This window comes from Arthrobacter sp. KBS0703 (assembly GCF_002008315.2).
In the GTDB taxonomy this organism is placed as follows: Bacteria; Actinomycetota; Actinomycetes; order Actinomycetales; family Micrococcaceae; genus Arthrobacter.
The window spans coordinates 1369567-1391411 of sequence record NZ_MVDG02000001.1; the positions used below are offsets into that span (position 1 = coordinate 1369567).

A 21845-nucleotide genomic window follows, 5' to 3' on the forward strand; every position below is an offset into this window, starting at 1 on the left:
TGCTGCCGGGCCGAAGGGTGCCCGGAATTTCGCCCGGAGCGGTACCAATGCTAACAACGAGCCGTCTCATATTAGACTTGTTAGCACTTAGGCATGTGGAGTGCTAAAAAATGGCTTGCAGGGCGCCGTCCTGACAAGCCAGTTACGGTCGATCGGAGGTGGACCATGAGCGAACCACGCAAGCTCGAGGTGCTGCGCGCCATTGTCGAGGACTACGTCCATTCCCGGGAACCCGTCGGATCAAAAGCCTTGGTTGAACGCCACCATCTGGGCGTTTCCAGCGCCACTATCCGCAACGACATGGCTGCGCTGGAGGATGAGGGACTCATCACGGCACCGCACACCAGCGCCGGAAGGATCCCCACCGATAAGGGCTACCGGCTCTTCGTGGACCAGATCTCGGCTGTCAAACCGCTGTCCCAGGCGGAGCGCCGCGCCATCCAGTCGCTGCTGGAGGGATCTGAGGACCTCGACGACGTCCTTGACCGGACTGCCAGGCTCCTGTCCCAGCTGACCAACCAGGTCGCCGTCGTGCAGTACCCCCACCTGAGCCGTGCCGTGGTGCGCCATATCGAATTCGTGCTGCTGGCCCCCCGCAAGGTCCTGATCGTCCTGATCGCCGACAGCGGCAAGGTTGAGCAGCGGGTCATCGACGTCGGCCAGGAACTGGGGGAGGACGCCCTGTCCGACCTGCGGACGCGGTTCCTCGCAGGCGTCGGCGGGACACCCCTGATCATGCTCCCGCAGCACCTTGCCGCTGTGCTGGCAGGCTGCGGGCCTGACCAGCGCCGGGCCGCCGTCGCCCTCAGCAGGGCTCTTGAAGCCCTCGCCCACAGCAGCCGGGAGGACCGGATGGTTATGGCGGGAACCGCCAACCTCGCGCGGTCCAACGTGGACTTCCCGCTCAGCATCGGGCCCGTCCTGGAAGCGCTCGAAGAGCAGGTGGTCATGCTCCGGCTCCTCAGCGACATGGCGCAGGACCCCCGGGGGGTTGCCGTCAGCATCGGCCGGGAGAATCCCTATGACGGACTCGCCGAGGCTTCGGTGGTAGCCACCGGCTACGGCCCCAACGCCAGCGCCAAGGTCGGGATCCTTGGCCCCACCCGCATGGACTACCCCACCACCATGGCCGCCGTACGCGCGGTGGCCCGTTACCTTTCGAGGATCCTGGGCCCGTGATGCCACGGCCCGGCGGTCCCCGCACCCCAGGCAGTACAACGAGGAAGAGATACGAACTTTGAGCAGCCACTACGACGTTCTTGGAGTCTCCCCGGAAGCCACCGGCGAAGAGATCAAAAAGGCCTACCGCAAACTGGCCCGCACCCTGCACCCGGACGTCAACCCCGGAGAAGATGCCTCGGACCAGTTCAAGGCCGTCACGCATGCCTACGAGGTGCTGTCCGATCCGCAGAAGCGCCGGGTCTACGACACCACAGGCAACGAGAACGGCACTGACAACGGCTTCGGCGGCGGCGGCTACGCCGGGCAGGGGTTCGCGTTCCAAGACATTTTTGACACCTTCTTCGGCGCGGGGGGAACCTCAGGTCCGGCGTCGCGGGTCCGCAGGGGGCAGGACGCCCTCATCAGCATCCGGATCGACCTGCGCGACGCCGTCTTCGGCGTCAACAAGAAGATCGAGGTGGATACCGCGGTCACCTGCCCCACGTGCGACGGGTCATGCTGCCGCGAGGGTAGCCACCCGGAACGCTGCGACATCTGCGGCGGCAGCGGCCAGGTCCAGCGGGCCGTTCGCTCCATCCTCGGACAGGTGATGACGGCCGCCCCGTGCGGTTCCTGCGAAGGCTTCGGAACGGTCATCAAGGACCCCTGCAACGAGTGCAACGGCCAGGGCCGGATCCGCAGCCGCAGGTCCCTCACCATCAAGGTTCCGGCGGGCGTGGCCACCGGCACCCGGATCCAGCTCTCCGGACAGGGTGAAGCCGGCCCGGCCGGCGGACCCTCGGGCGACCTCTACGTGGAGATCCGGGTCAACAACGACGCCACCTACGTCCGCGACGGCGACGACCTCCATGCCACCCTGAACATCCCCATGACTGCCGCGGCCCTTGGCACCGAACTGAGCCTGGACACTTTCGACGGGAAACAGGAGATCGACGTCAAGGCGGGCACCCAGTCCGGCGAAATCATCACCCTCCGCGGCCTCGGCGTCACGCACCTGCGGGGCTACGGCCGCGGTGACCTCAAGGTGCACCTGCAGGTTGAGACGCCGTCGAAGCTTGATCCTGCGCAGGAAGACCTGCTGCGGCAGCTTGCGAAGCTCCGGGGCGAGCAGTTCTCCGAGGGCAAGCTCGCGGCCAGCGGAGGCGTCTTCGCCAAGCTCCGGGACCGCTTCGGTAACCTGTAGCGGTGAGCAACCCCGTATTCTTCACCACCGCCGGAGCGCTGGACGACGCGGCGCCGGGATCGCAATTCACGCTGGACGGGGCCGAGGCGCGCCATGCCGTCACGGTCAAGCGGCTGGCAGTGGGGGAGAGCGTTGATATCGCCGACGGCGCCGGCAAGAGGCTCACCGGGACCGTGTCGAGCGTGGCGCCGGCGGCGCTGACGGTCGAATGTGCATCCGTCGCCGTTGAGGAGCGGCCTGACGTTCGCCTGGTCCTCGTGCAGGCGCTGGCCAAAGGCGACCGTGACGAACTCGCGATCGAGACTTCGACCGAACTCGGCATCGACGCAGTCGTGCCCTGGCAGTCGGAACGCTCCATCGTCCGGTGGAAGGGCGACCGTGCGGCGAAGGCCCACGCCAAGTGGCAGTCCGCCGTGACGGCCGCGGCGAAGCAGGCGCGCCGTGCCTGGATACCGGATGTCCGCTCCGCCGTCGATACCCAGGGCCTGGCCGCCGCGGTGTCGGCTGCCGGCCTTGCGGTGATCCTTCACGAGGACGCGGTCAAGCCGCTGCGGCAGGTTCTGGAGGGGTGGCGCGACGCCGGCCTGCCGGAGGACGGCGGACCCGCCGAGATTCTCCTCATCGTCGGGCCCGAGGGCGGCATCAGCCCCAGGGAAGTCACCAGGCTATGCGGGGAGGGAGCGGTGACGGCCCTCCTTGGGCCGCACGTGCTGCGGTCGTCCACCGCCGGACCGGCCGCCGTCGTCGTCGCGAGTGATGTCCTGGGCCGCTGGTAACGGCTGTGCCGGCAACTAGCGTACGGTGAAACCCCGCGAGTCCACGTTCAGTTCCTCGGCGGGCTGGCTGGGATTGATCTGGGAAACCCGGATCTCGTAGCTGCCCGGTCCGAGATTGACTGCCATGTTGAAGGCTCCGGAGGCCCCCGGCTCTTTCGCCGCAGTGGTTTCGCCAGCCAGATAGCGCTGCTTGTCGCCGTTTTCCTGGACCTTGAGGATCTGCCAGTGCAGCTTGCCGCCGGGAACGGTGCTGCGCCCGGTGATCTTGACCCGGCCGTCGGCGACTTCCACGCCCTGCTGGGGATCGATGATCCACACCGGCGCCACCATCCCGGCGCTGCGTGACGTGGGCGAGCCGAGCTTGACGTGCTTGAAAGCCACGTAGTCGGTGTGCCCGTCCACTAGGATCACGACTTCAATCTGCTGGCCGGCGTCGATCAGGCCGGAACTCGCGCCCGCTGCCGTCGCGGTGTAAACAAGCTGCTGGATGGCCCGCTGGGCCATGTCGGCGTCGAGATTGGCGTTGAAGGCGTCGGCAGACACATCCACCGTGATGACGTTGGTGCCCGAGATCGACGTCGCGAGGTTCTTGGGGTTCTGCCAGGGCGTGAAGTAGTCCGGATCCAGGGGTGTTTCAGACATCATGGCCCGCAAGGCCCGGGTGATCGGGTTCTCCTCGTCCGGAACATCCCGGAACTCCCGGTAGAGGAAGACGTTGCTGTTGCTCCGCCCGATCCAGTACACCGGCGCCTTGTTCGAGGACTGCATGGTCTCCAGCGGCGCGCTGGTGGTGGGAACGCCGTCGGTACCCGCGGCGCGCTGGGAAGTGGAGGGAACGTTCGATGATGTGACGGCGGGGTCGGAGTCGGCGATGCAGCCGGACAGCAGCAAGGCGGCAGGGAACAGCCCAAGGAGCACCGCGGAGCGCATCCGCGAAGCTACCTTCCGGCTGGAACTTCCTGACTGCCTGATGTCTGTGGACCCTTCGTATCAGCAGCATGTGCGTGCTGAGTGTGTTGGCGGCTGTGGCTGCGGGCAGGCCGAACCGTTCCCCGCTGACTTCTTTCCCAGCATTACACACGGCTCCGGGGCCACGGTGGCCTTTATCGGCTGACGGGCGAACTGCAACGGGAACGATATGAGGCCGATACAAAGTTGATACCTAATTGCGGGAACCCGTCACGGAACCGCTACCTCGGCGGCCGCCGGGAACGGTGAGCGCGGGCGGGCGCTGGCGTAAGATGGAAGAACTCTTAAGAGTTATTTTCGAACTGGAGGGAACAAGTGGCCTGCGGGCCGGCACCATGACTGAATCAGCAAACGGAAAGCGCCGCCTCAACACCGGAGACCGCACTACAGGTGAATTCCCCCATACTCTCCCCGGTGTCCGGACGGAGGTGGTCATCTTCGACAACTCTGATCAGATGGTCCAGTCCCTCGGAAGCCACGACGAAGCCCTGCGCTTCATCGAGGACCAGTTCCCGGCGGTCAGTTTCCACGTCCGCGGCAATGAACTCTCAATCAGCGGTCCGGCGGCCGACGTACCAAGGATCATGCGGCTGCTCCACGAGGTGCGCGGCCTGGTGGCCCGCGGCACGGTGATCACCCCGGCCGTCCTGCAGCAGCTGGTCCTGCTGCTCCGCAGCCAGTCGCTGCAGAATCCGGTGGATGTGCTGACCCACGACATTCTGTCCAGCCGCGGCAAGACCATCCGCCCCAAGACGCTGAACCAGAAGAACTATGTGGATGCCATCGATGCCAACACCGTGATTTTCGGAATTGGCCCGGCAGGCACGGGCAAGACCTATCTGGCGATGGCGAAGGCCGTGCAGGCCCTGCAGCAGAAGGAAGTCAGCCGGATCATCCTTACGCGCCCCGCGGTTGAGGCGGGCGAGCGGCTGGGATTCCTGCCTGGCACGCTCAGCGACAAGATCGATCCCTATCTCCGCCCGTTGTACGACGCACTGCACGACATGATTGACCCGGAGTCCATTCCGCGGCTCATGGCGGCGGGCACCATTGAAGTCGCCCCCCTCGCATATATGAGGGGCCGGACGCTCAATGACGCCTTCATCATCCTGGACGAGGCGCAGAACACCACGCCGGAACAGATGAAGATGTTCCTGACCCGGCTGGGCTTCGGATCGAAGATGGTGGTCACCGGCGACGTCACCCAGGTGGACCTTCCGTTCGGAACCCGCTCCGGGCTCCGCATTGTGGAGGAGATCCTCCAGGGCATAGACGACGTCAACTTTTCCTTCCTGGATTCCGCGGACGTGGTCCGCCACCGGCTGGTCGGCGACATCGTCAACGCCTACAGCATCTGGGACGACGTACAGCGAAACCGGGTCAAGCATTCCGCTCCCCGGGAGAGGCGCGGAGAGCACGCATGAGCATTGAGGTAAACAACGAATCGGGCGTCCCCGTGGACGAAGCGCAGCTGGTGGCGCTGTCCCGGTTCATCTTCGAACAGCTGTACATTCATCCCCAGGCCGAGTTGTCCATCCTGCTGGTGGACGAGCCCGCCATGGAAAAGCTGCACATCGAACTCATGGACGAGCCCGGCTCCACAGACGTGCTCTCCGTGCCGATGGATGAGCTGACGCCCGGAACCCCGGACAAGCCCACCCCGCAGGGGATGCTTGGCGACATCGCGATCTGCCCGCAGGTTGCCGAGGTCCAGGCCCGCACCGCCGGCCACTCCACGCAGGACGAGATGCTGCTGCTGACGACGCACGGAATCCTGCACCTGCTCGGCTATGACCACGCCGAACCCGAAGAGAAGGCAGAAATGTTCGGCCTGCAGCGTGAGCTGCTCGCGGCGTTCACCGGCAAAGAAGCTCCCGCCGAGACCACGCAGTGACCTCCTTTCTCCTCGTCTGCATGGCGCTGGTGTTCCTCGGCGCCGCAGCGCTGCTGACGGCGGCCGAAGCCGCGTTCAGCTTCCTTCCGCGGCACGACGCCGAACAGGCGCTCCTGAAGAGCCGCGGCAACGCGCTCCGCAGGATCCTGGCCCAGCCCATGACGCATATGCGGGCCCTCCGTTTCTGGCGCATCTGGTTCGAGACCGCGTCCGCGGTGGCCGTTGCTGTTCTCCTCTACAGCCTCCTGGCAAATGTGTGGCTTGCCGGCCTCGCGGCGACGGGAATCATGGCCGTCCTCGGCTTCGTGATCGTCGGCGTGTCACCCCGGCAGCTGGGCCGTTCGCACTCGGCCGCAGTGGTGCTTTTTTCGGCTCCGCTCATCGGGTTCCTGGCCCGCGTCCTGGGACCGATCCCTGGCTGGCTCGTCAGGCTGGGCAGCTCCGTGGCCCCCGGTGCGCCGGGCGGCGATGAGTCCTTCTTCAGCGAAGAGGAATTCCGTGAGTTCGTGGACCGGGCCACGGAATCGGACGTGATCGAGGACAACGAAGCGGAGCTCATCCAGTCCGTGTTCGACTTCGGTGACACCCTGGTCCGGGCCGTCATGGTCCCGCGGACCGACATCCTGACCATCGATGCCGGCTCCAGCCTGCACCGCGCCATGTCCCTGTTCCTCCGCTCCGGTTACTCCAGGATGCCCGTCATCGGGGAGAACACGGACCAGATCCTGGGGATTATCTACCTCAAGGATGTGGCCGCAGTCCTGCACGGCCTGCGCCCTGACGAGGAACCGCCGGTTGTGGACGCGCTGGCCCGCGAGGTGCGGTACGTGCCGGACTCCAAGCCCGTGAGCGATCTCCTGCGGGAGCTGCAAAAGGAATCCACGCACGTCGCGATCGTCATCGACGAGTACGGCGGCACCGCCGGGCTCGTCACCCTCGAAGACCTCATCGAAGAGATCGTCGGCGAGATCGTGGACGAGTACGACACCGAGAGCGCCGAAGCCACCGAACTCGGCGACGGAACGTACCGCGTGAGCGCCCGGATGAGCATCGACGACCTCGGGGAGCTTTTCGACATCGAGCTCGACGACGACGAAGTGGACACCGTCGGCGGCCTGCTGGCCAAGGCCCTCGGCCGCGTACCCATCGTCGGCAGCACCGTAGAAGTAGACGGCGTAACACTGCGGGCGGAGCGGCTGGAAGGCCGCCGGAACCGCGTCAGCCACATCATTGCGGCGGCCGCACCAAAAGTAGACACTGACCTTGAAGACCTTCTCGACGAGGCCGAATCAATGCAACAGGGAGTTCCACGTGAGCAAGCAGAATAAGGCCGACGGCGGCGGACCCTTCGGCGGTTACCACGCCGGATTCTCCGTCCTGGTGGGCCGGCCGAACGCCGGAAAGTCCACCCTGACCAACGCCCTGGTGGGCAAGAAGGTTGCCATTACGTCGGCGAAGCCGCAGACCACGCGGCACACCATTCGGGGCATCGTGCACCGCGAGGACGCCCAGCTGATCCTGGTTGACACGCCCGGGCTGCACCGTCCGCGGACCTTGCTGGGCAAGCGCCTCAATGACCTCGTCGCCGACACGCTCGCCGAGGTGGACGCCATCGGGTTCTGCCTTCCGGCCAACGAGAAGATCGGCCCCGGCGACAAATACATTGCCGCCCAGCTCGCAGCCGTGGGACGCAAGCCGATCATCGCCATCGTCACCAAGGCCGACCTCGTGGACCGCCAGGCGCTGACCGAACAGCTGCTGGCCGTCGCCGCGCTGGGACGGGAAGTTCTCGGCGAGGAAGGCTGGAAGGACATCGTTCCCGTGTCAGCGACCGACGGGTTCCAGGTTGGCACAGTGGCGGACGTCCTGATCAGCCACATGCCGCCGTCGCCGCCGCTTTACCCCGACGGCGAGCTGACCGATGAGCCGGAAGCTGTCATGGTGGCGGAACTCATCCGCGAGGCCGCGCTGGAGGGCGTGCGGGACGAGCTGCCGCACTCCCTGGCGGTCGTCGTCGACGAGATCGTGCCGCGCGAAGGCCGGGCCGAGGACAACCAGCTCCTGGATGTCCGGGTAAACCTCTACGTGGAGCGCCCCTCCCAGAAGGCGATCATCATCGGCAAGGGCGGAAGCAGGCTGCGGGAGGTTGGCACGAACGCACGCAAAGGCATCGAAGCCCTGCTGGGGACGCGCATCTACCTAGACCTCCACGTGAAGGTCGCCAAGGACTGGCAGCGCGATCCCAAGCAGCTGGTCAAGCTCGGTTTCTGACCCCTCCCGCCTGTTTCCCGGCGCCGCCGGCGCCGCCTTCAGCAGCGCTGCGGCGCCGCCGCGCCTGCAATATGGGCCTGTTTTCGGCAAATTCCCAGACAGGGCGACTAAAATAGGCCGAATCCCATTTTTTAAGGAAAGGTACTTCCTGTGGTGCGACGCCGCGACAACCGCGCACAAGGGCCGGGCACAGCCCGGTCCGAGCCAGCTGCCCGGCATGCCGAAGATGCCCGCCTGGGCGCTGCCCGGCACTTGAACGTGCGCAACATGCCGCTGTGGCTTAAGGTCACCACCGCCGTCGTCTCCGTGGCGCTCCTGGGCGGACTCGCCTTCGCCGGGTACTGGTATTTCCGGCTGCAGTCGAACATTTCCACGTCCGCGCTCGGCGCCGGAAACGGCCGCACGGACACCGTGGACGACGCCACCGGCCGGATGCAGATCCTGATCCTCGGCTCCGACACCCGTGACGGCAAGAACTCCGGCTACGGCACCAAGGACGATTCGACAGGCTACGGCAAGTCCGACGTCATGATGCTCATGGACATCTCCGAGGACAACAAGCGCGTCAGCGTCATCAGCTTCCCCCGCGACCTGCTGGTGGACATCCCCAAGTGCACGGACCAAAAGACGGGCAAGGAATACCCGGCGCGCACGGGCGTCATGATCAACGAAGCCATGGGCGAAGCCGGCATCGGCTGCGCCGTGGACACCGTGAACAAGCTGACCGGACTGCAGGTGGACCACTTCATGATGGCCGACTTCAACGCCGTCAAGGAACTGTCCAACGCTGTCGGCGGCGTCGATGTCTGCATCAGCGACGCCGTCTACGATCCCGACTCCCGGCTCCGGCTGCCCAAGGGCACGTCCCAGGTGAAGGGCGAGCAGGCTTTGGCCTTCCTGCGCACCCGCCACGCGTTTGCCGACGGCGGTGACCTCGGCCGCATCAAAGCCCAGCAGGGGTTCCTGTCCTCCCTGACACGGAAGATCAAGGACGACGGGACCCTCTCGGATCCGGGCAAGATGCTCAACATTGCCGACGTCGTGACCCAGAACCTCACCGTCGATGAGGGACTGGCGTCCGTTCCCGCGATGATCACCATCGGAAACCGGCTTAAGACGATCGACGTCGGGAAGGTCGCCTTCGTTGCCGTGCCCACGGTTCCTGCAACCAGCGACCCGAACCGGCTGGAGGCCGCGCAGCCGGCCGCGTCCCAGCTTTTTGCGGCCCTGAAGAAAGACGTCGACCTCACCGACCCGGAGGGGAAAGCGACGCCGCCGCCGTCAGCGAAGCCGACGGCGGGTGCCACGCCGTCGGCCACGCCAAAGCCCACCAAGCCCGCGGCGCCGTATGACAAGACCCTGCAGCCGATCACCGTCGCCAACGGGACGGGAATCCCCGCCCGGACGCAGGAGATCGCGGAAGCCGTGACCGCGGGAGGCTTCACCCAGGTTGCGCCGCTGGAAGCGCAGCCGGCAGCGAAAACCTTCGTCTATTACGGACCCGAATTTGCGGATGTGGCGGCGGATGTCGCCGCGCTGCTGGGCATCCCGGCCGCCCAGGTGGCGCCGTCACCCGGCGTCGCAGGCGTGCAGGTGTACCTCGGCGCCGACTTTGCGTCCGGAACCAAGTTCGGCAAGACGACCGTGCCGAAGGACATCGTGAACCAGACCGCCGGGGACACCGTGTGCCAGCAGGCCAACCCCGAGCTGATCGTCCAGCAGTAGCCTGCCCAACGCAAGATGCCGGGCCAACCCGTGGGTTGGCCCGGCATCTTGCTGCTGTCACCAGATGCTGACGCGTTCCTCCGGCGCCATCCACATTCCGTCCTGCTCCGCGACGCCGAACGCGGCGTGGAAGGAATCCAGGTTCCTGGCGATTGCGTTGGTGCGGAACTCGTTGGGGGAGTGGGGGTCCGTGGCGAGCCGCCGGATGGCCTCCTCGGTCCGGATCACCTGGCGCCAGCCGGCCGCCCACGACGCGAAGAACCGCTGCTCGCCGGTCAGGCCGTCGAGGACCGGCGGCTCCTCCCCGTTGAGGCTCAGCCGGTAGGCCTTGTGGGCGATGGTGAGCCCGCCGAGGTCGCCGATGTTTTCCCCGAGCGTGAGTTTTCCGTTGACGGTGTGCCCCGGGGCCGCGTACGGGGAAAGGACCTCAAACTGGGCCACGAGCCGGCTGGTCAGCGCTTCGAAGGCCTTGCGGTCGTCCTCGGTCCACCAGTTGCGGAGCTCTCCCGTGCCGTCGAACTGCGAGCCCTGGTCATCGAAGCCGTGGCCGATTTCGTGGCCGATGACCGCCCCGATTCCGCCGTAGTTGACGGCGTCGTCCGCGTCCGCGGTGAAGAACGGCGGCTGGAGGATGGCGGCCGGGAACACGATTTCGTTGAGCATCGGGTGGTAGTACGCGTTGACCGTCTGCGGCGTCATGAGCCACTTGTTGTGGTCCACCGGCTTGCCCACCTCGTCAAGGTGGCGGTCGACGTCGGCGTTGTGGGCCCGCTCGACGTTGCCCAGCAGGTCGGCGGGGTCGACCACCACTGCCGAGTAGTCAATCCATTCGTCGGGGAAGCCGATCTTGGCCCGGAACGCCCCCAGTTTCCTGAGCGCTTCCGCCTTGGTGTCCTCGCCCATCCACCGGAGGCCGGTGATGCTGTCCCGGTACGCCTCGATCAGGTTGCCGACGAGCGTTTGCATCCGGGCCTTGTGGCCCTCCGGGAAATGCCGTGCCACGTAAATCTGGCCCACGGCCTCGCCGAGGGCGGCTTCGACGACGGCGACGCCGCGCTTCCAGCGGTCCTTGTTCCGCGGGGTGCCGCTGATTTTGGTGCCGTAGAACGCGAAGTTGGCGTCCACGAAGGGGGACGACAGGTACGGCGCGGCCGAATTGATGACCCGCAGCGCCAGCCACTCCTGCCAGACCGGCAGCGACTCCGAGACCAGCAGCGCCGCCGCGCCGGCGAAGAAGTCAGGCGTGCTGACCACGATCTCCTGCCGCTTTTCCGGAACGATGTCGGCAGCCTCAAACCAGGTGTCCAGCAGGGGAAAGAGCTCACTGGCCTCGCTGGCGGACTTCAGGTTGTAGGTTTTCTGCGGGTCACGGAGCGTGACGTTGTCCCAGTGGTGCGAGGCGAGTGCGGTTTCCAGGGCCACCACGCGGGCGGCGGCACCTTCCGGGTCCGCTATGCCGGCCAGGCCGAACATGGTGCCGACGTATTCGCGGTAGGACTGCACCAGCGGGGCGAACTTTTCCTCCCGGTAATAGGACTCGTCCGGGAGCCCAAGGCCGCCTTGGCCTGTGTAGAGCAGGACGCGCTCGGGGTTGCCGGCGTCCGGGGCAGGGTAAATGTAGAACAGGCCTGACACGTCGGCGCGGAACAGCGTGCCGGCCAGCGCAAGCAGTTCGCCAATCGTGGCCGTGGCAAAGACCTCGGCCAACCGCCCGCGGATCGGGTCCATTCCCTTGGCTTCGACGGCGGCCTCATCCATGAAGCTGTTGTAGAGATCGCCGATCTTGCGCTCAATCCCGCTGGCGTCGGCGCCCTTGCCGGCCGCTTCCTCGATGATTTCCTTGACCGCCAGCTCCGCGCCGTCGCGAAGGGCGGTGAAGGTTCCCTCCAGGGGGCGGTCGTCCGGGATCGTCGTGCTCGTGAGCCATGCCCCGTTCACGTGCTTGTACAGGTCGTCTTGCGGCCTGACACCGTGGTCGATGTTTGACAGGGCGATCCCCGAATTTGTCACAGAGGCTCCTTCGATGACGGGCTGCTGCCGGCGCTGGCACCGGTGCAGCGTCTGCATTGTGGACGTTGCTGGAGGTGTTGCTCCTTCATCTTACGCACCCGTGTTACTGTGAAATGATGCGTGCAGAGCTCCTTCTTCTTAGCTGCCGCGGCGAGGCCTCAGACGCGATCTAGCGCAAGGCCCACCCTCGCTGCGGAGTTTGTGTTGCCCGGCCACCCTTTTACTCAGGAATCACAGAAAAGGCCACGATAGTAATGCGAAACGCACAGAAGCCCTCAGGAATGCCGGTCCACCGCTACGTCCCGTTCCAGGACCAGATCACGGTTGAGCTGCCGGACCGCACCTGGCCGGACAAGGTCATCACCAAGGCTCCGCGCTGGTGCGCCGTGGACCTGCGCGACGGCAACCAGGCCCTGATCGACCCGATGAGCCCCGCCCGCAAGCTGAAGATGTTCCAGCTGCTGGTCGGGATGGGTTACAAGGAAATCGAAGTCGGCTTCCCGTCCGCCTCGCAGACGGACTTCGACTTCGTCCGGCAGTTGATCGAGGGCAACCACATCCCCGACGACGTCACCATCCAGGTCCTGACCCAGGCCCGCGAGCACCTGATCGAGCGGACTTATGAGTCCCTGGTCGGCGCCAAGCAGGCAATCGTGCACCTGTATAACTCCACCTCCGTCCTGCAGCGCAGGGTCGTCTTCAACCAGGACGAAGACGGCATCCTGGACATCGCCCTCCAGGGCGCCCGGCTGTGCAAGAAATACGAAGAGACGCTGCAGGACACCCACATCACCTACGAGTACTCGCCGGAATCCTTCACGGGGACCGAGCTGGAGTACGCCGTCCGCGTCTGCAACGCCATCGCGGACGTGTTTGAGGCCTCGGCCGACAGCCAGGTCATCATCAACCTGCCCGCCACGGTGGAAATGGCCACCCCCAATGTCTACGCCGACTCCATCGAGTGGATGAGCCGCAACCTGCACCCGCGCGAGGGCATCATCCTCTCCCTGCACCCGCACAACGACCGCGGCACCGGCGTTGCGGCCGCGGAGCTGGGCTACCTGGCCGGGGCGGACCGGATCGAGGGCTGCCTGTTCGGTAACGGCGAGCGGACCGGCAACGTCGACCTGGTGACCCTGGGCCTGAACATGTTCGTGCAGGGCATCGACCCGATGATCGATTTCTCCGACATCGATGAGGTCCGCCGCACCGTCGAGTACTGCAACCAGCTGCCCGTGGCCGAGCGCACACCGTACGGCGGAGACCTCGTGTTCACCGCCTTCTCCGGCTCGCACCAGGACGCCATCAAGAAGGGCCTGGAAGCCCTCGAGAAGGACGCCGCCGCCGCCGGCAAGGACATTGCCGACTTCACCTGGCAGGTCCCGTACCTGCCGGTCGACCCGAAGGACCTCGGCCGCAGCTACGAGGCCGTCATCCGGGTGAACTCCCAGTCGGGCAAGGGCGGCGTCGCCTACCTGCTCAAAAACGAGCACAACCTGGACCTGCCGCGACGCGCCCAGATCGAATTCTCGGGCGTCATCCAGAAGCAGACCGACACCGTCGGAGGCGAAGTCAGCGGCGCCCAGCTGTGGCAGGTCTTCCAGGATGAATACCTGCCCTCCGGCACGGTCGACGCCCAGTGGGGACGCTACGCCCTGGGCTCGTTCAGCACGGAGACCGATGAAGACGGTTCCATGACGCTGCACGCAGCGCTCAAGATCGACGGCACCCCGGTCCACCGCACGGGCACCGGCAACGGCCCCATCGCCGCCCTGCTGGGCATCCTGCGCGAAGACGGCGTCGACGTCCGGGTGCTGGACTACAGCGAACACGCCCTGTCCGAGGGCGGCAGCGCCCTCGCCGCGGCCTATGTCGAATGCGCCGTAGGGGAACGGGTGCTGTGGGGTGTCGGGATCGACGCGAACACCAGCACGTCGTCCCTGAAGGCCGTCATCTCGGCAGTAAACCGGGCCATCCGGGACGCCCAGGCCTGAGCCTCGGGTCAGGTGCGCTGCCGGCAGCGTCCGGCGGCGCACCTGAAACCCGGAAAGCAGGACTTTCCGGAGGACAGTGGGAAGATTAAGCGTGGTCCAACAGTCTTTTGCAGCGCGCGCCTACCGCGATGACGCCGTGGTGCTGCGCACCCACAAGCTGGGGGAAGCCGACCGTATCATCACCTTGCTGACCAAGCATCACGGTCAGGTCAGGGCGGTGGCCAAGGGCGTCCGCCGCACGAGCAGCCGCTTCGGTGCCCGACTCGAGCCTTTCATGGTGGCGGACTTGCTGCTGATCTCCGGAAAATCGCTGGACATTGTCACCCAGGCGGTGGCCAAGGGCGCCTACGGCGGCAATATCGCCGCCGATTACGGCAGATACACGGTGGCCGCCGCCATGACCGAAACGGCCGAAAAGCTGACCGACGTCGACGGCGAAGCCGGAACGGCACAGTACAACCTGCTGGTCGGCGCCCTCGCGTCCCTGAGCCGGGGGGACCACACTCCGGAACTGATCCTGGACTCCTACCTGCTGAGGGCCCTGTCCACCGGCGGCTGGGCACCCAGCTTCACCGGTTGTGCGCGATGCGGCGCGGCCGGACCCCACACGGCTTTTTCTGCACCGCTGGGCGGCATGGTCTGCGGAGACTGCCGACCGCCAGGCTCGCCGGCGCCCGCCGCGGAGACGGTGACGCTGCTGGGCGCACTGCTCACGGGCGACTGGCCGACGGCGGATTCCTCGCTTCCGCTCCACCGCCGCGAAGCGGCCGGCCTCGTAGCCAGTTATCTGCAGTGGCACCTTGAGCGTGTCCTGAAGTCCCTCAAACATGTGGAGCGTACCTAACAGTGTCCTTGGGAAAGAAGACCAGCCCCGCACGGCGCCGGACCGATCCGGTGGTGCACCCCTACCCGCATTCTTCGGGCGCCGTCCCTCCTCCCATCCCGGCGGAGTTCGTGCCCCAGCATGTGGCCATCGTGATGGACGGAAACGGCCGCTGGGCCAACCAGCGCGGCCTGCCCCGCATCGAGGGGCACAAGGCCGGCGAGCCTGCCCTCCTGGACGTCGTCGCCGGGGCCATTGAGCTGGGCATCAAGTACGTCACGGTCTACGCCTTTTCCACGGAAAACTGGCGGCGGTCTCCCGAGGAAGTCCGCTTCCTGATGGGATTTAACAAGGATGTGCTGCGACGCCAGCGCAACCAGCTGGACGAGTGGGGCGTCCGGATCCGCTGGTCGGGCCGGCGGCCAAAGCTGTGGGGCTCGGTTATCCGTGAGCTGGAGGAGGCCGAGGCGTACACGGCCGGAAATAGCACGTGCACGTTAACCATGTGTGTTAATTACGGCGGCCGCGCGGAAATAGCGGACGCGGTCTCCGCCATTGCGCAGGAGGTCGCCGCCGGACGGCTCAAACCCGGCGCGATTACGGAGAAAACCATCCAGAAGTACCTCGACGAACCGGACCTTCCCGACGTCGACCTTTTCCTGCGCAGTTCAGGCGAGCAGCGCCTTTCCAACTTCATGCTGTGGCAGTCGGCGTACGCGGAGTTCGTGTTCATGGACACCCTGTGGCCCGACGTCGACCGCCGCACCCTGTGGGATGCCGTGCTGGAGTACGCCCAGCGGGACCGTCGCTACGGCGGTGCGGTGGACGCGGCAGCGAAACCGGTGGACGCCGCGCGCTCGAGGTAGGGCCGCTTCAGTCAACGGTCCCGTCGGCGGCCGCGTAGCCGTGGATCCACCTGGCCAGCCTCCGGTACGCGTCCGCCCTGACCTCGGCGCGGGACAGGAACACGTCATGAAGGGCGCCGTCGATGCGCTCCACGGACACGCTCCGGCCCAGGGACAGTGCCCGCGTGGCGATGACGTTGACGTCCAGCACGGCATCGGTGCTGCGCATCGCCTCGGTCCAGATCATGCCGTTCTCGCTTGCCCCGGAAATCAGGACGAGGATGGGAATGTCGATTCCGAGGCCCCGCGCCACCTTGGCATGGCCGGCGAGAACCGCGCTGAGCCAGGCTGCGCGCACCGGAAACGCCATGGGCGGCCGGTAGTTATCGTCCAGGCTCCATTCGCCCTCGGCCGAGCTGCTGATGCTGCGCCAATAGAAGCCACGCTCCGGCAGCCTGAGCACTGCCTCGGGCCGCAGCCGGGCAAGGGGTTCCACCATGGCCCAGGCGGCACGGCGGACCAGCGTGCTGCCGTGCATTTCCAGCCATGGGCTGTTCAGAACCAGCTGGGACACGACTCCGGGATTCCGGCTTATCCACAGGGCCGCCACCAGGCCTCCGGTGGAATGGCCCATCAGGGCAAGCGACAGCGGTGCCTCAGGCCCGGACGCGGCGATCATTCCGATTGCCGCGCCAATCTCGGCGTCGTAGTTTCCGAGGTCTGCGACGTAACCGCCGGGGCTATCGGGCTGAAGGCTGCGGCCGTGGTTGTGCATGTCCAGGGCAAAGAATTCGAAGCCCTGCCTGTCCCAGAAACGTGCCAGCTCAGTGTTGAAGAAGTAGTCGCTCCAGCCGTGCAGGAACATCACGGCACGGCGCCGGCCGGCCGGCACGGAGGGGGCTCCGTCCTTGCGCGGGACGAAGCGGACCAGCGTTGCCGTGCGCGTGACACCGTCGCTGCCCGTGGCATCGAAGGCGCAGGACTCGAAGTCCGCGCCGAGGATGTCACTCTGCCACTCCATGGCACCAGCCTAGACTTTCACCGCCCCGCCGTGGCCTCACGCACGGCAGCGGACGCCGCGGAGGCGTGAAGCCGGGCGCGTGTGTCGGTCCGGGTTTGGTCTGCACCGCCGGAGACGGAAAACTAGAGGCATGCGCGTATATCCCACATTCTTCAGGCTGGCCTTTTCATGGATGGACGCGGAACGCGCCCACAAAATCGGGTTCAAGGGCATCCGGCTGGCACACACCATAGGCGCCGGCCGCGTGCTGGAACGGTTCACCGCCCCGCCATCGTCGCTGCAGACGAACGCCCTCGGCATGACGTTCCCGTCGCCGTTCGGACTCGCGGCCGGCTTTGACAAAGAGGGCCACGGCATCGAGGCGCTGACCGAACTCGGATTCGGCCACGTCGAGGTAGGCACCATCACCGGCCGTGCCCAGCCGGGAAACGAGAAGCCCCGGCTGTTCAGGCTGATCGAGGACCGCGCAGTCATCAACCGGATGGGATTCAACAACGACGGCGCCGCGGCCGTCGCGCCGCGGCTCAAGTCCGCCCGCGCGGCCCTGCAGCGCCAGCACCCCAAGATCCGCCCCGTGATCGGCGTGAACATCGGCAAGAGCAAGGTTGTGGAGCTTGAGGACGCTGCGGAGGACTACCTCATCAGCGCCCGCAGTCTGGCGCCGGCGGCAGACTACCTCGTGGTGAACGTCAGTTCCCCGAACACGCCGGGTCTCCGGCTCCTGCAGAACGTGGAAACGCTGAGGCCGCTGCTGAAGGCCGTGGGGGAGGAGGCCGACAAGTCGGCTGGCCGCCACGTTCCGCTGCTGGTGAAGATCGCACCGGACCTGAGCGATGAAGACATCGACGACGTTGCGCGCCTCGCGCTGGACCTGGGCCTGGACGGCATCATCGCCACCAATACGACCATTGGACGCGCCGGGCTCTCGTCCTCCGCGGAAAAGGTCGAGGCCTGCGGCGCCGGCGGCCTGAGCGGCGCTCCGTTGAAGGACCGCTCCCTGGAGGTGCTGCGCCGGCTGAAGGCGGCCACCGCGGGCAGGCTCACCCTGATCTCCGTGGGCGGCGTGGAGACTTTCGAGGACGTCCAGGACAGGCTGGACGCCGGCGCCACCCTGGTTCAGGGCTACACCGCTTTCCTCTACGAGGGTCCGTTCTGGGCGGCCCGCATCAACCGGCAGCTGGCCAGGAGCCGCCGCGGCTAGTCCCGTCCTGAAGCGGCAGCCCTGAACTTGCGGCGGGCCTGAACGCAGCAGCCCCCGGCGGTAGTACCGCCGGGGGCTGCTGCAATCTGGAGGGTCCGGGACCGGCCCTTAGAAGGGGGCGGCCTGAAGAAAAAGGGTCAGGACGGGTACTGTCCGCGCTGGACCTGGGGCTTGGGAAGGCGGAGCTTCCGGAACTGCAGGGAGCGCATCGAGCCGTACCAGACCGTGCCGCGCTCCACCTCGCCGAACTTTTCAGCGAGCCGCTTGCGGAGCCTGCGGGAGAGGATGAACACGTCCACGAAGACGGCCAGGAACATAACCCAGAACCCGCCCAGGACGTAGATCATCTGCTCGCTCGTGGACGGGACCACCAGCGAGATGATCACGAACACCAGGGCGCCGAACATGAGGTACTCGCCCAGGCTGAAGCGGGCATCGACGTAGTCGCGGGCAAAGCGCTTCTGGGGTCCCTTGTCACGGATCGGCAGGAACTTCTCGTCGCCCGTATCCATGGCCTGGCGCATCTTGAGCCGCTGATCCGCGACGGCGGCACGCTCTGCCGCCTTGGAGGCCTTGCGGTCCTCGGGCACCAGGGGGCGCTTGCGGGCGGCCTCCTGGGCCTTGCGCTTGGGCGTGGGTGCGCCCTTGCCCAAAGCCTCACTCTGGGCCGTTTGCTGGTCTACTACGTCCTGCGCCGCTGGCGCTTCCTTTTTACGTCCGAACACCACAACAGAATACCTTGCAAGGAGGCGGCCGCCCGTCACACCGGCGGGCAGGCGGCACGCGCTCCGGACCGCTCCGGGCGGCCGGTTGCCGCTGTTTGTTGTGGTGTGTGACACAGGTAGTGTTTGGGCCATGACTTCATCACCAGCGGCAACCCCGCAAGAGATCGGTGATTCTGTGGCCGGCGTCGACACCGCCGCCCTGCGGAGCGCCATTAATGCATCCTTCGATTCGACGGTGGCCCAGCTGAAGGACCTGGTCAGCATTCCGGGCATAGCGTGGCCGAGTTTCGATCCCGCGCCACTGGACCGCAGCGCTGAAGCTGTCGCCGACCTCGTCCGGGGCGCGGGCATAGCCGACGTCCGTATCCTTCGGTGCGACAAGGAAGACGGCACCCCCGGGGGGCCGGCCGTCGTGGCGCGTCGGGAAGCGGCGGAAGGCAAGCCGACCATCCTGCTGTACGCACACCATGATGTCCAGCCGCCGGGGGATCCGGCGCTGTGGGATTCCGAGCCCTTTACCGCCGTCGAACGTGAAAGCCGGTTGTACGGCCGCGGCGCCGCGGACGACAAAGCCGGGATCATGGCCCACATCGCGGCCTACGGGGCAGTGACGCAGGTGCTCGGCGACGAATTCGGGCTGGGCGTCACCCTGTTCTTCGAGGGGGAGGAAGAGGCCGGCTCGCCGACCTTCCGGACATTCCTGGAAACCCACCGCGAGCTGCTCCGTGCAGACGTCATTGTGGTGGCCGATTCCAGCAACTGGAAGGTGGGCGTTCCGGCGCTCACCACCAGCCTCCGCGGGCTGATCGACGGAACCGTCGAGGTCCAGGTCCTGGACCACGCCGTGCACTCGGGAATGTTCGGCGGACCCGTGCTGGACGCGCCCACACTGCTGTCCCGGCTGATCGCCACCCTGCACGACGCCGAGGGCAATGTGGCCGTGGCAGGCCTGGTCAGCCGGGACGACGTCGCCGTCGATCTCACCGAAGCGGAGTACCGCGCCGATGCCTCAGTGCTCGACGGCGTGCAGCTGGCCGGGAGCGGAACCATTGCCTCCCGCCTGTGGACCAAGCCGGCGCTGTCCATCATCGGATTCGATGCGCCTGCCGTAGATGTCGCCTCCAACACGCTGCTCCCGAGGGCCCGTGCCAAGTTCAGCCTGCGCCTGGCCCCCGGCCAGGACCCGTCCGAGGCAATGGAGGCCGTCCGCAGGCACGTCGAGCTCAACGCGCCGTTCGGGGCGAAAGTGGTCTTCACCCCGGGGGAGAGCGGCAACGCCTTCCAAACCGATACCAGCTCCGCCGCCGCGGGATTCGCGCTCTGGGCGCTCGGGGAAGCCTGGGGAGTGCCGGCCGTGGAAATGGGCATCGGCGGTTCCATCCCGTTCATTTCCGACCTGACCGACCTGTACCCGGCTGTCCAGATCCTCGTGACGGGCGTTGAGGACCCGGATTCACGGGCGCACTCCGCCAACGAATCCCTGCACCTTGAGGACTTCCGGAACGCGGTCCTTGCCGAGGCGCTCCTGCTGGCGCGCCTCAACGTCGAGGATATGCGCTGACGTTCCGGGCTCCTGGCGGAGAAAGCCTGGGGCAGCGGCACTCCCCGGGGCGGCCGTCGTGACCGTCCCGGGAACAAGTCCGGTGAGGCGTCGGTTACGTCTGTAGTTAGAGCTACAGGCGTGATCGACGTAGCATGTAGCTATAGCCCATACCGTTTCCGTAGGGGCAGGCACCGTGCAAGCGGGCCGCCAGGACCGTCGTTAGAAGGTAGGCCAATGAGCACTACGACCAATGAAAACAGCACCGAACCCACCGGTACGGCCAGTGACGAACTGGCGAGCCACGAGGTTCAGCTGACCGACGTGGCAGCAGGCAAAGTCCGCAGCCTCCTTGAGCAGGAAGGCCGCACGGACTTGCGCCTCCGCGTTGCCGTGCAGCCGGGCGGCTGCTCCGGCCTGATTTACCAGCTCTACTTCGACGAGCGACTCCTTGATGGAGACGCTGTGCGCGACTATGACGGTGTCGAGGTCGTCGTCGACAAGATGAGCGTGCCCTACCTCAGCGGCGCCAGCATCGACTTTGAAGACACCATCTCCAAGCAGGGCTTCACCATCGACAATCCCAATGCCGGCGGCTCGTGCGCCTGCGGTGATTCTTTCCACTAACGGGCACTTTTGCCCTTGCTAGACCGTTGTGGCGGCGTCGGTGACAACCGGCGCCGCCACACTGGTCAGACATGTGGGCGAAATCCCGCGGGGGACGGTAAGCTCTACACCGAGTAGTAAAACTTTTAGTGTGCCCGGGAAGCTTCGCGCCTCCTTGGCAACAGCAACAAGTAGGAAGGGCCGTCTGTGAGTTCGCAGAACCGAACCGGCAGCCGACGCAAAACGATCACCTCGATCTCTGGCTTGGCAATTGCCGGCGCGTTGGTTTTGACTGGATGTTCGCCAGAGGTAACGAAGGGGTGGCTGCCTACAGAGCGTGGCACCACCAATCACACTGACCGCATCATGGACCTCTGGGTCAACTCATGGATTGCCGCCCTCGTGGTGGGCATCATCACCTGGGGACTCATTGTCTGGTGCATCGTCGCCTACCGGCGCCGCAAGGGTACCGTGGGCTTCCCCCGGCAGACCAGCTTCAACCTTCCCCTTGAGGTCTTCTACCTGACCATCCCGCTCTTCATGGTGCTGGTGTTCTTCTACTTCACCGACCGTGACCAGCAGGCCATCGATGACCGCTCCAAGCCCGCCGACGTCGTTGTTGACGTCCGCGGCAAGCAGTGGGCCTGGGACTTTAACTACAAGCAGGGCGACGTCGTCACCGGGGACGTCCACGAAGCCGGTGTCCAGGCGCACCTGACCGGCAAGGAAGTGGACAAGGAAAAGCTGCCCACGCTGTACCTGCCCGTCAACAAGTCGGTTGATCTTGAACTGAACTCCCGCGACGTCATCCACTCCTTCTGGGTTCCGGCCTTCCTGCAGAAGCGGGACATGATCCCGGGCAAGACCAACTACATCCGGTTCACGCCCACCAAAGAGGGAACCTACGACGGCAAGTGTGCCGAACTCTGCGGTGAGTACCACTCCGAAATGCTGTTCCGCGTGAAGGTCGTGTCCGAGTCCGAATTCCAGGCTCACCTGACCCAGCTGCGCCAGGACGGCAACACGGGCCTGCTCGGCGAAGAGTACGACCGCAACCCGAACCTGAACGAAACAAAGTAA

At 66.0% G+C, this 21845-nt stretch carries 19 protein-coding genes; 15 read left to right on the plus strand and 4 right to left on the minus strand.

The window, feature by feature from the left end; all coding sequences use genetic code 11:
- Positions 1–165: 165 nt before the first annotated feature.
- The 3 genes from hrcA to B1A87_RS06485 are packed head-to-tail and all read left to right on the plus strand — an operon-like array spanning position 166 to position 3141.
- Entirely contained in the window at positions 166–1179 is a 1014-nt protein-coding gene (gene hrcA / locus B1A87_RS06475; protein ID WP_078027841.1) for a heat-inducible transcriptional repressor HrcA, read from the plus strand.
- Positions 1180–1237: 58 nt separating this feature from the next.
- Positions 1238–2365 (plus strand): molecular chaperone DnaJ, encoded by a 1128-nt coding sequence (gene dnaJ / locus B1A87_RS06480; RefSeq protein ID WP_078027840.1) that lies wholly within the window; start codon positions 1238–1240, stop codon positions 2363–2365.
- Positions 2366–2367: 2 nt separating this feature from the next.
- Positions 2368–3141, plus strand: coding sequence for a 16S rRNA (uracil(1498)-N(3))-methyltransferase (locus tag B1A87_RS06485; protein ID WP_078027839.1), 774 nt, complete (start codon positions 2368–2370; stop codon positions 3139–3141).
- A 15-nt stretch (positions 3142–3156) separates the two neighbouring features.
- Here the strand turns inward: B1A87_RS06485 and B1A87_RS06490 are convergent, their stop codons facing one another.
- Positions 3157–4071, minus strand: a complete 915-nt coding sequence (locus B1A87_RS06490) for a GerMN domain-containing protein (protein WP_078027838.1) — start codon at positions 4069–4071, stop codon at positions 3157–3159.
- 374 nt (positions 4072–4445) lie between these two features.
- Here B1A87_RS06490 and B1A87_RS06495 point away from each other — a divergent pair, with 374 nt between their 5' ends.
- The 5 genes from B1A87_RS06495 (at position 4446) to B1A87_RS06515 (ending at position 10000) form a co-directional block, all read left to right on the plus strand.
- Positions 4446–5534: a PhoH family protein gene (locus tag B1A87_RS06495; RefSeq protein WP_078027837.1), complete on the plus strand. Its 1089-nt coding sequence runs from the start codon at positions 4446–4448 to the stop codon at positions 5532–5534.
- Positions 5531–6004 carry an rRNA maturation RNase YbeY gene (ybeY, locus tag B1A87_RS06500; RefSeq protein ID WP_078027836.1) on the plus strand — a complete coding sequence of 158 codons (474 nt, stop codon included), beginning with the start codon at positions 5531–5533 and terminating at the stop codon, positions 6002–6004. Before B1A87_RS06495 ends, ybeY begins: the two co-directional genes overlap by 4 nt.
- Positions 6001–7332 (plus strand): hemolysin family protein, encoded by a 1332-nt coding sequence (locus B1A87_RS06505; protein WP_078027835.1) that lies wholly within the window; start codon positions 6001–6003, stop codon positions 7330–7332. The genes ybeY and B1A87_RS06505 overlap by 4 nt, the downstream gene beginning before the upstream one ends.
- Positions 7316–8275, plus strand: a complete 960-nt coding sequence (gene era / locus B1A87_RS06510) for a GTPase Era (protein ID WP_078027834.1) — start codon at positions 7316–7318, stop codon at positions 8273–8275. Before B1A87_RS06505 ends, era begins: the two co-directional genes overlap by 17 nt.
- Positions 8276–8425: 150 nt before the next feature.
- On the plus strand, positions 8426–10000 hold the full coding sequence (locus B1A87_RS06515) for an LCP family protein (protein WP_185982255.1): 1575 nt from the start codon (positions 8426–8428) through the stop codon (positions 9998–10000).
- A 57-nt stretch (positions 10001–10057) separates the two neighbouring features.
- Here B1A87_RS06515 and B1A87_RS06520 read toward each other — a convergent pair whose 3' ends face one another.
- Positions 10058–12010, minus strand: a complete 1953-nt coding sequence (locus tag B1A87_RS06520; protein WP_078027912.1) for a M13 family metallopeptidase — start codon at positions 12008–12010, stop codon at positions 10058–10060.
- A gap of 254 nt (positions 12011–12264) precedes the next feature.
- Between B1A87_RS06520 and leuA the strand changes: the two genes are divergently transcribed.
- The 3 genes from leuA to B1A87_RS06535 all read left to right on the plus strand — a co-directional run bounded on the left by leuA (position 12265) and on the right by B1A87_RS06535 (position 15693).
- A complete protein-coding gene (gene leuA, locus B1A87_RS06525) occupies positions 12265–14004 on the plus strand; it encodes a 2-isopropylmalate synthase (RefSeq protein WP_078027833.1) in 1740 nt (579 codons plus the stop codon).
- 91 nt (positions 14005–14095) lie between these two features.
- Entirely contained in the window at positions 14096–14848 is a 753-nt protein-coding gene (recO, locus tag B1A87_RS06530; protein ID WP_144275736.1) for a DNA repair protein RecO, read from the plus strand.
- A gap of 2 nt (positions 14849–14850) precedes the next feature.
- Positions 14851–15693, plus strand: a complete 843-nt coding sequence (locus B1A87_RS06535; protein ID WP_078027832.1) for an isoprenyl transferase — start codon at positions 14851–14853, stop codon at positions 15691–15693.
- Positions 15694–15700: 7 nt separating this feature from the next.
- On the opposite strand, the gene B1A87_RS06540 is transcribed toward B1A87_RS06535, so the two are convergent.
- Positions 15701–16693 (minus strand): alpha/beta hydrolase, encoded by a 993-nt coding sequence (locus B1A87_RS06540; protein ID WP_078027831.1) that lies wholly within the window; start codon positions 16691–16693, stop codon positions 15701–15703.
- A 130-nt stretch (positions 16694–16823) separates the two neighbouring features.
- Between B1A87_RS06540 and B1A87_RS06545 the strand changes: the two genes are divergently transcribed.
- Positions 16824–17894: a quinone-dependent dihydroorotate dehydrogenase gene (locus B1A87_RS06545; protein WP_078027830.1), complete on the plus strand. Its 1071-nt coding sequence runs from the start codon at positions 16824–16826 to the stop codon at positions 17892–17894.
- Positions 17895–18031: 137 nt separating this feature from the next.
- On the opposite strand, the gene B1A87_RS06550 is transcribed toward B1A87_RS06545, so the two are convergent.
- On the minus strand, positions 18032–18619 hold the full coding sequence (locus tag B1A87_RS06550) for a DUF3043 domain-containing protein (protein ID WP_078027911.1): 588 nt from the start codon (positions 18617–18619) through the stop codon (positions 18032–18034).
- A gap of 130 nt (positions 18620–18749) precedes the next feature.
- Here B1A87_RS06550 and B1A87_RS06555 point away from each other — a divergent pair, with 130 nt between their 5' ends.
- The 3 genes from B1A87_RS06555 to coxB all read left to right on the plus strand — a co-directional run bounded on the left by B1A87_RS06555 (position 18750) and on the right by coxB (position 21845).
- Positions 18750–20180 (plus strand): dipeptidase, encoded by a 1431-nt coding sequence (locus B1A87_RS06555; protein ID WP_078027829.1) that lies wholly within the window; start codon positions 18750–18752, stop codon positions 20178–20180.
- Positions 20181–20396: 216 nt separating this feature from the next.
- Entirely contained in the window at positions 20397–20786 is a 390-nt protein-coding gene (locus B1A87_RS06560; protein WP_056623992.1) for an iron-sulfur cluster assembly accessory protein, read from the plus strand.
- Positions 20787–20972: 186 nt separating this feature from the next.
- Positions 20973–21845, plus strand: a complete 873-nt coding sequence (gene coxB, locus B1A87_RS06565; RefSeq protein ID WP_078027828.1) for a cytochrome c oxidase subunit II — start codon at positions 20973–20975, stop codon at positions 21843–21845.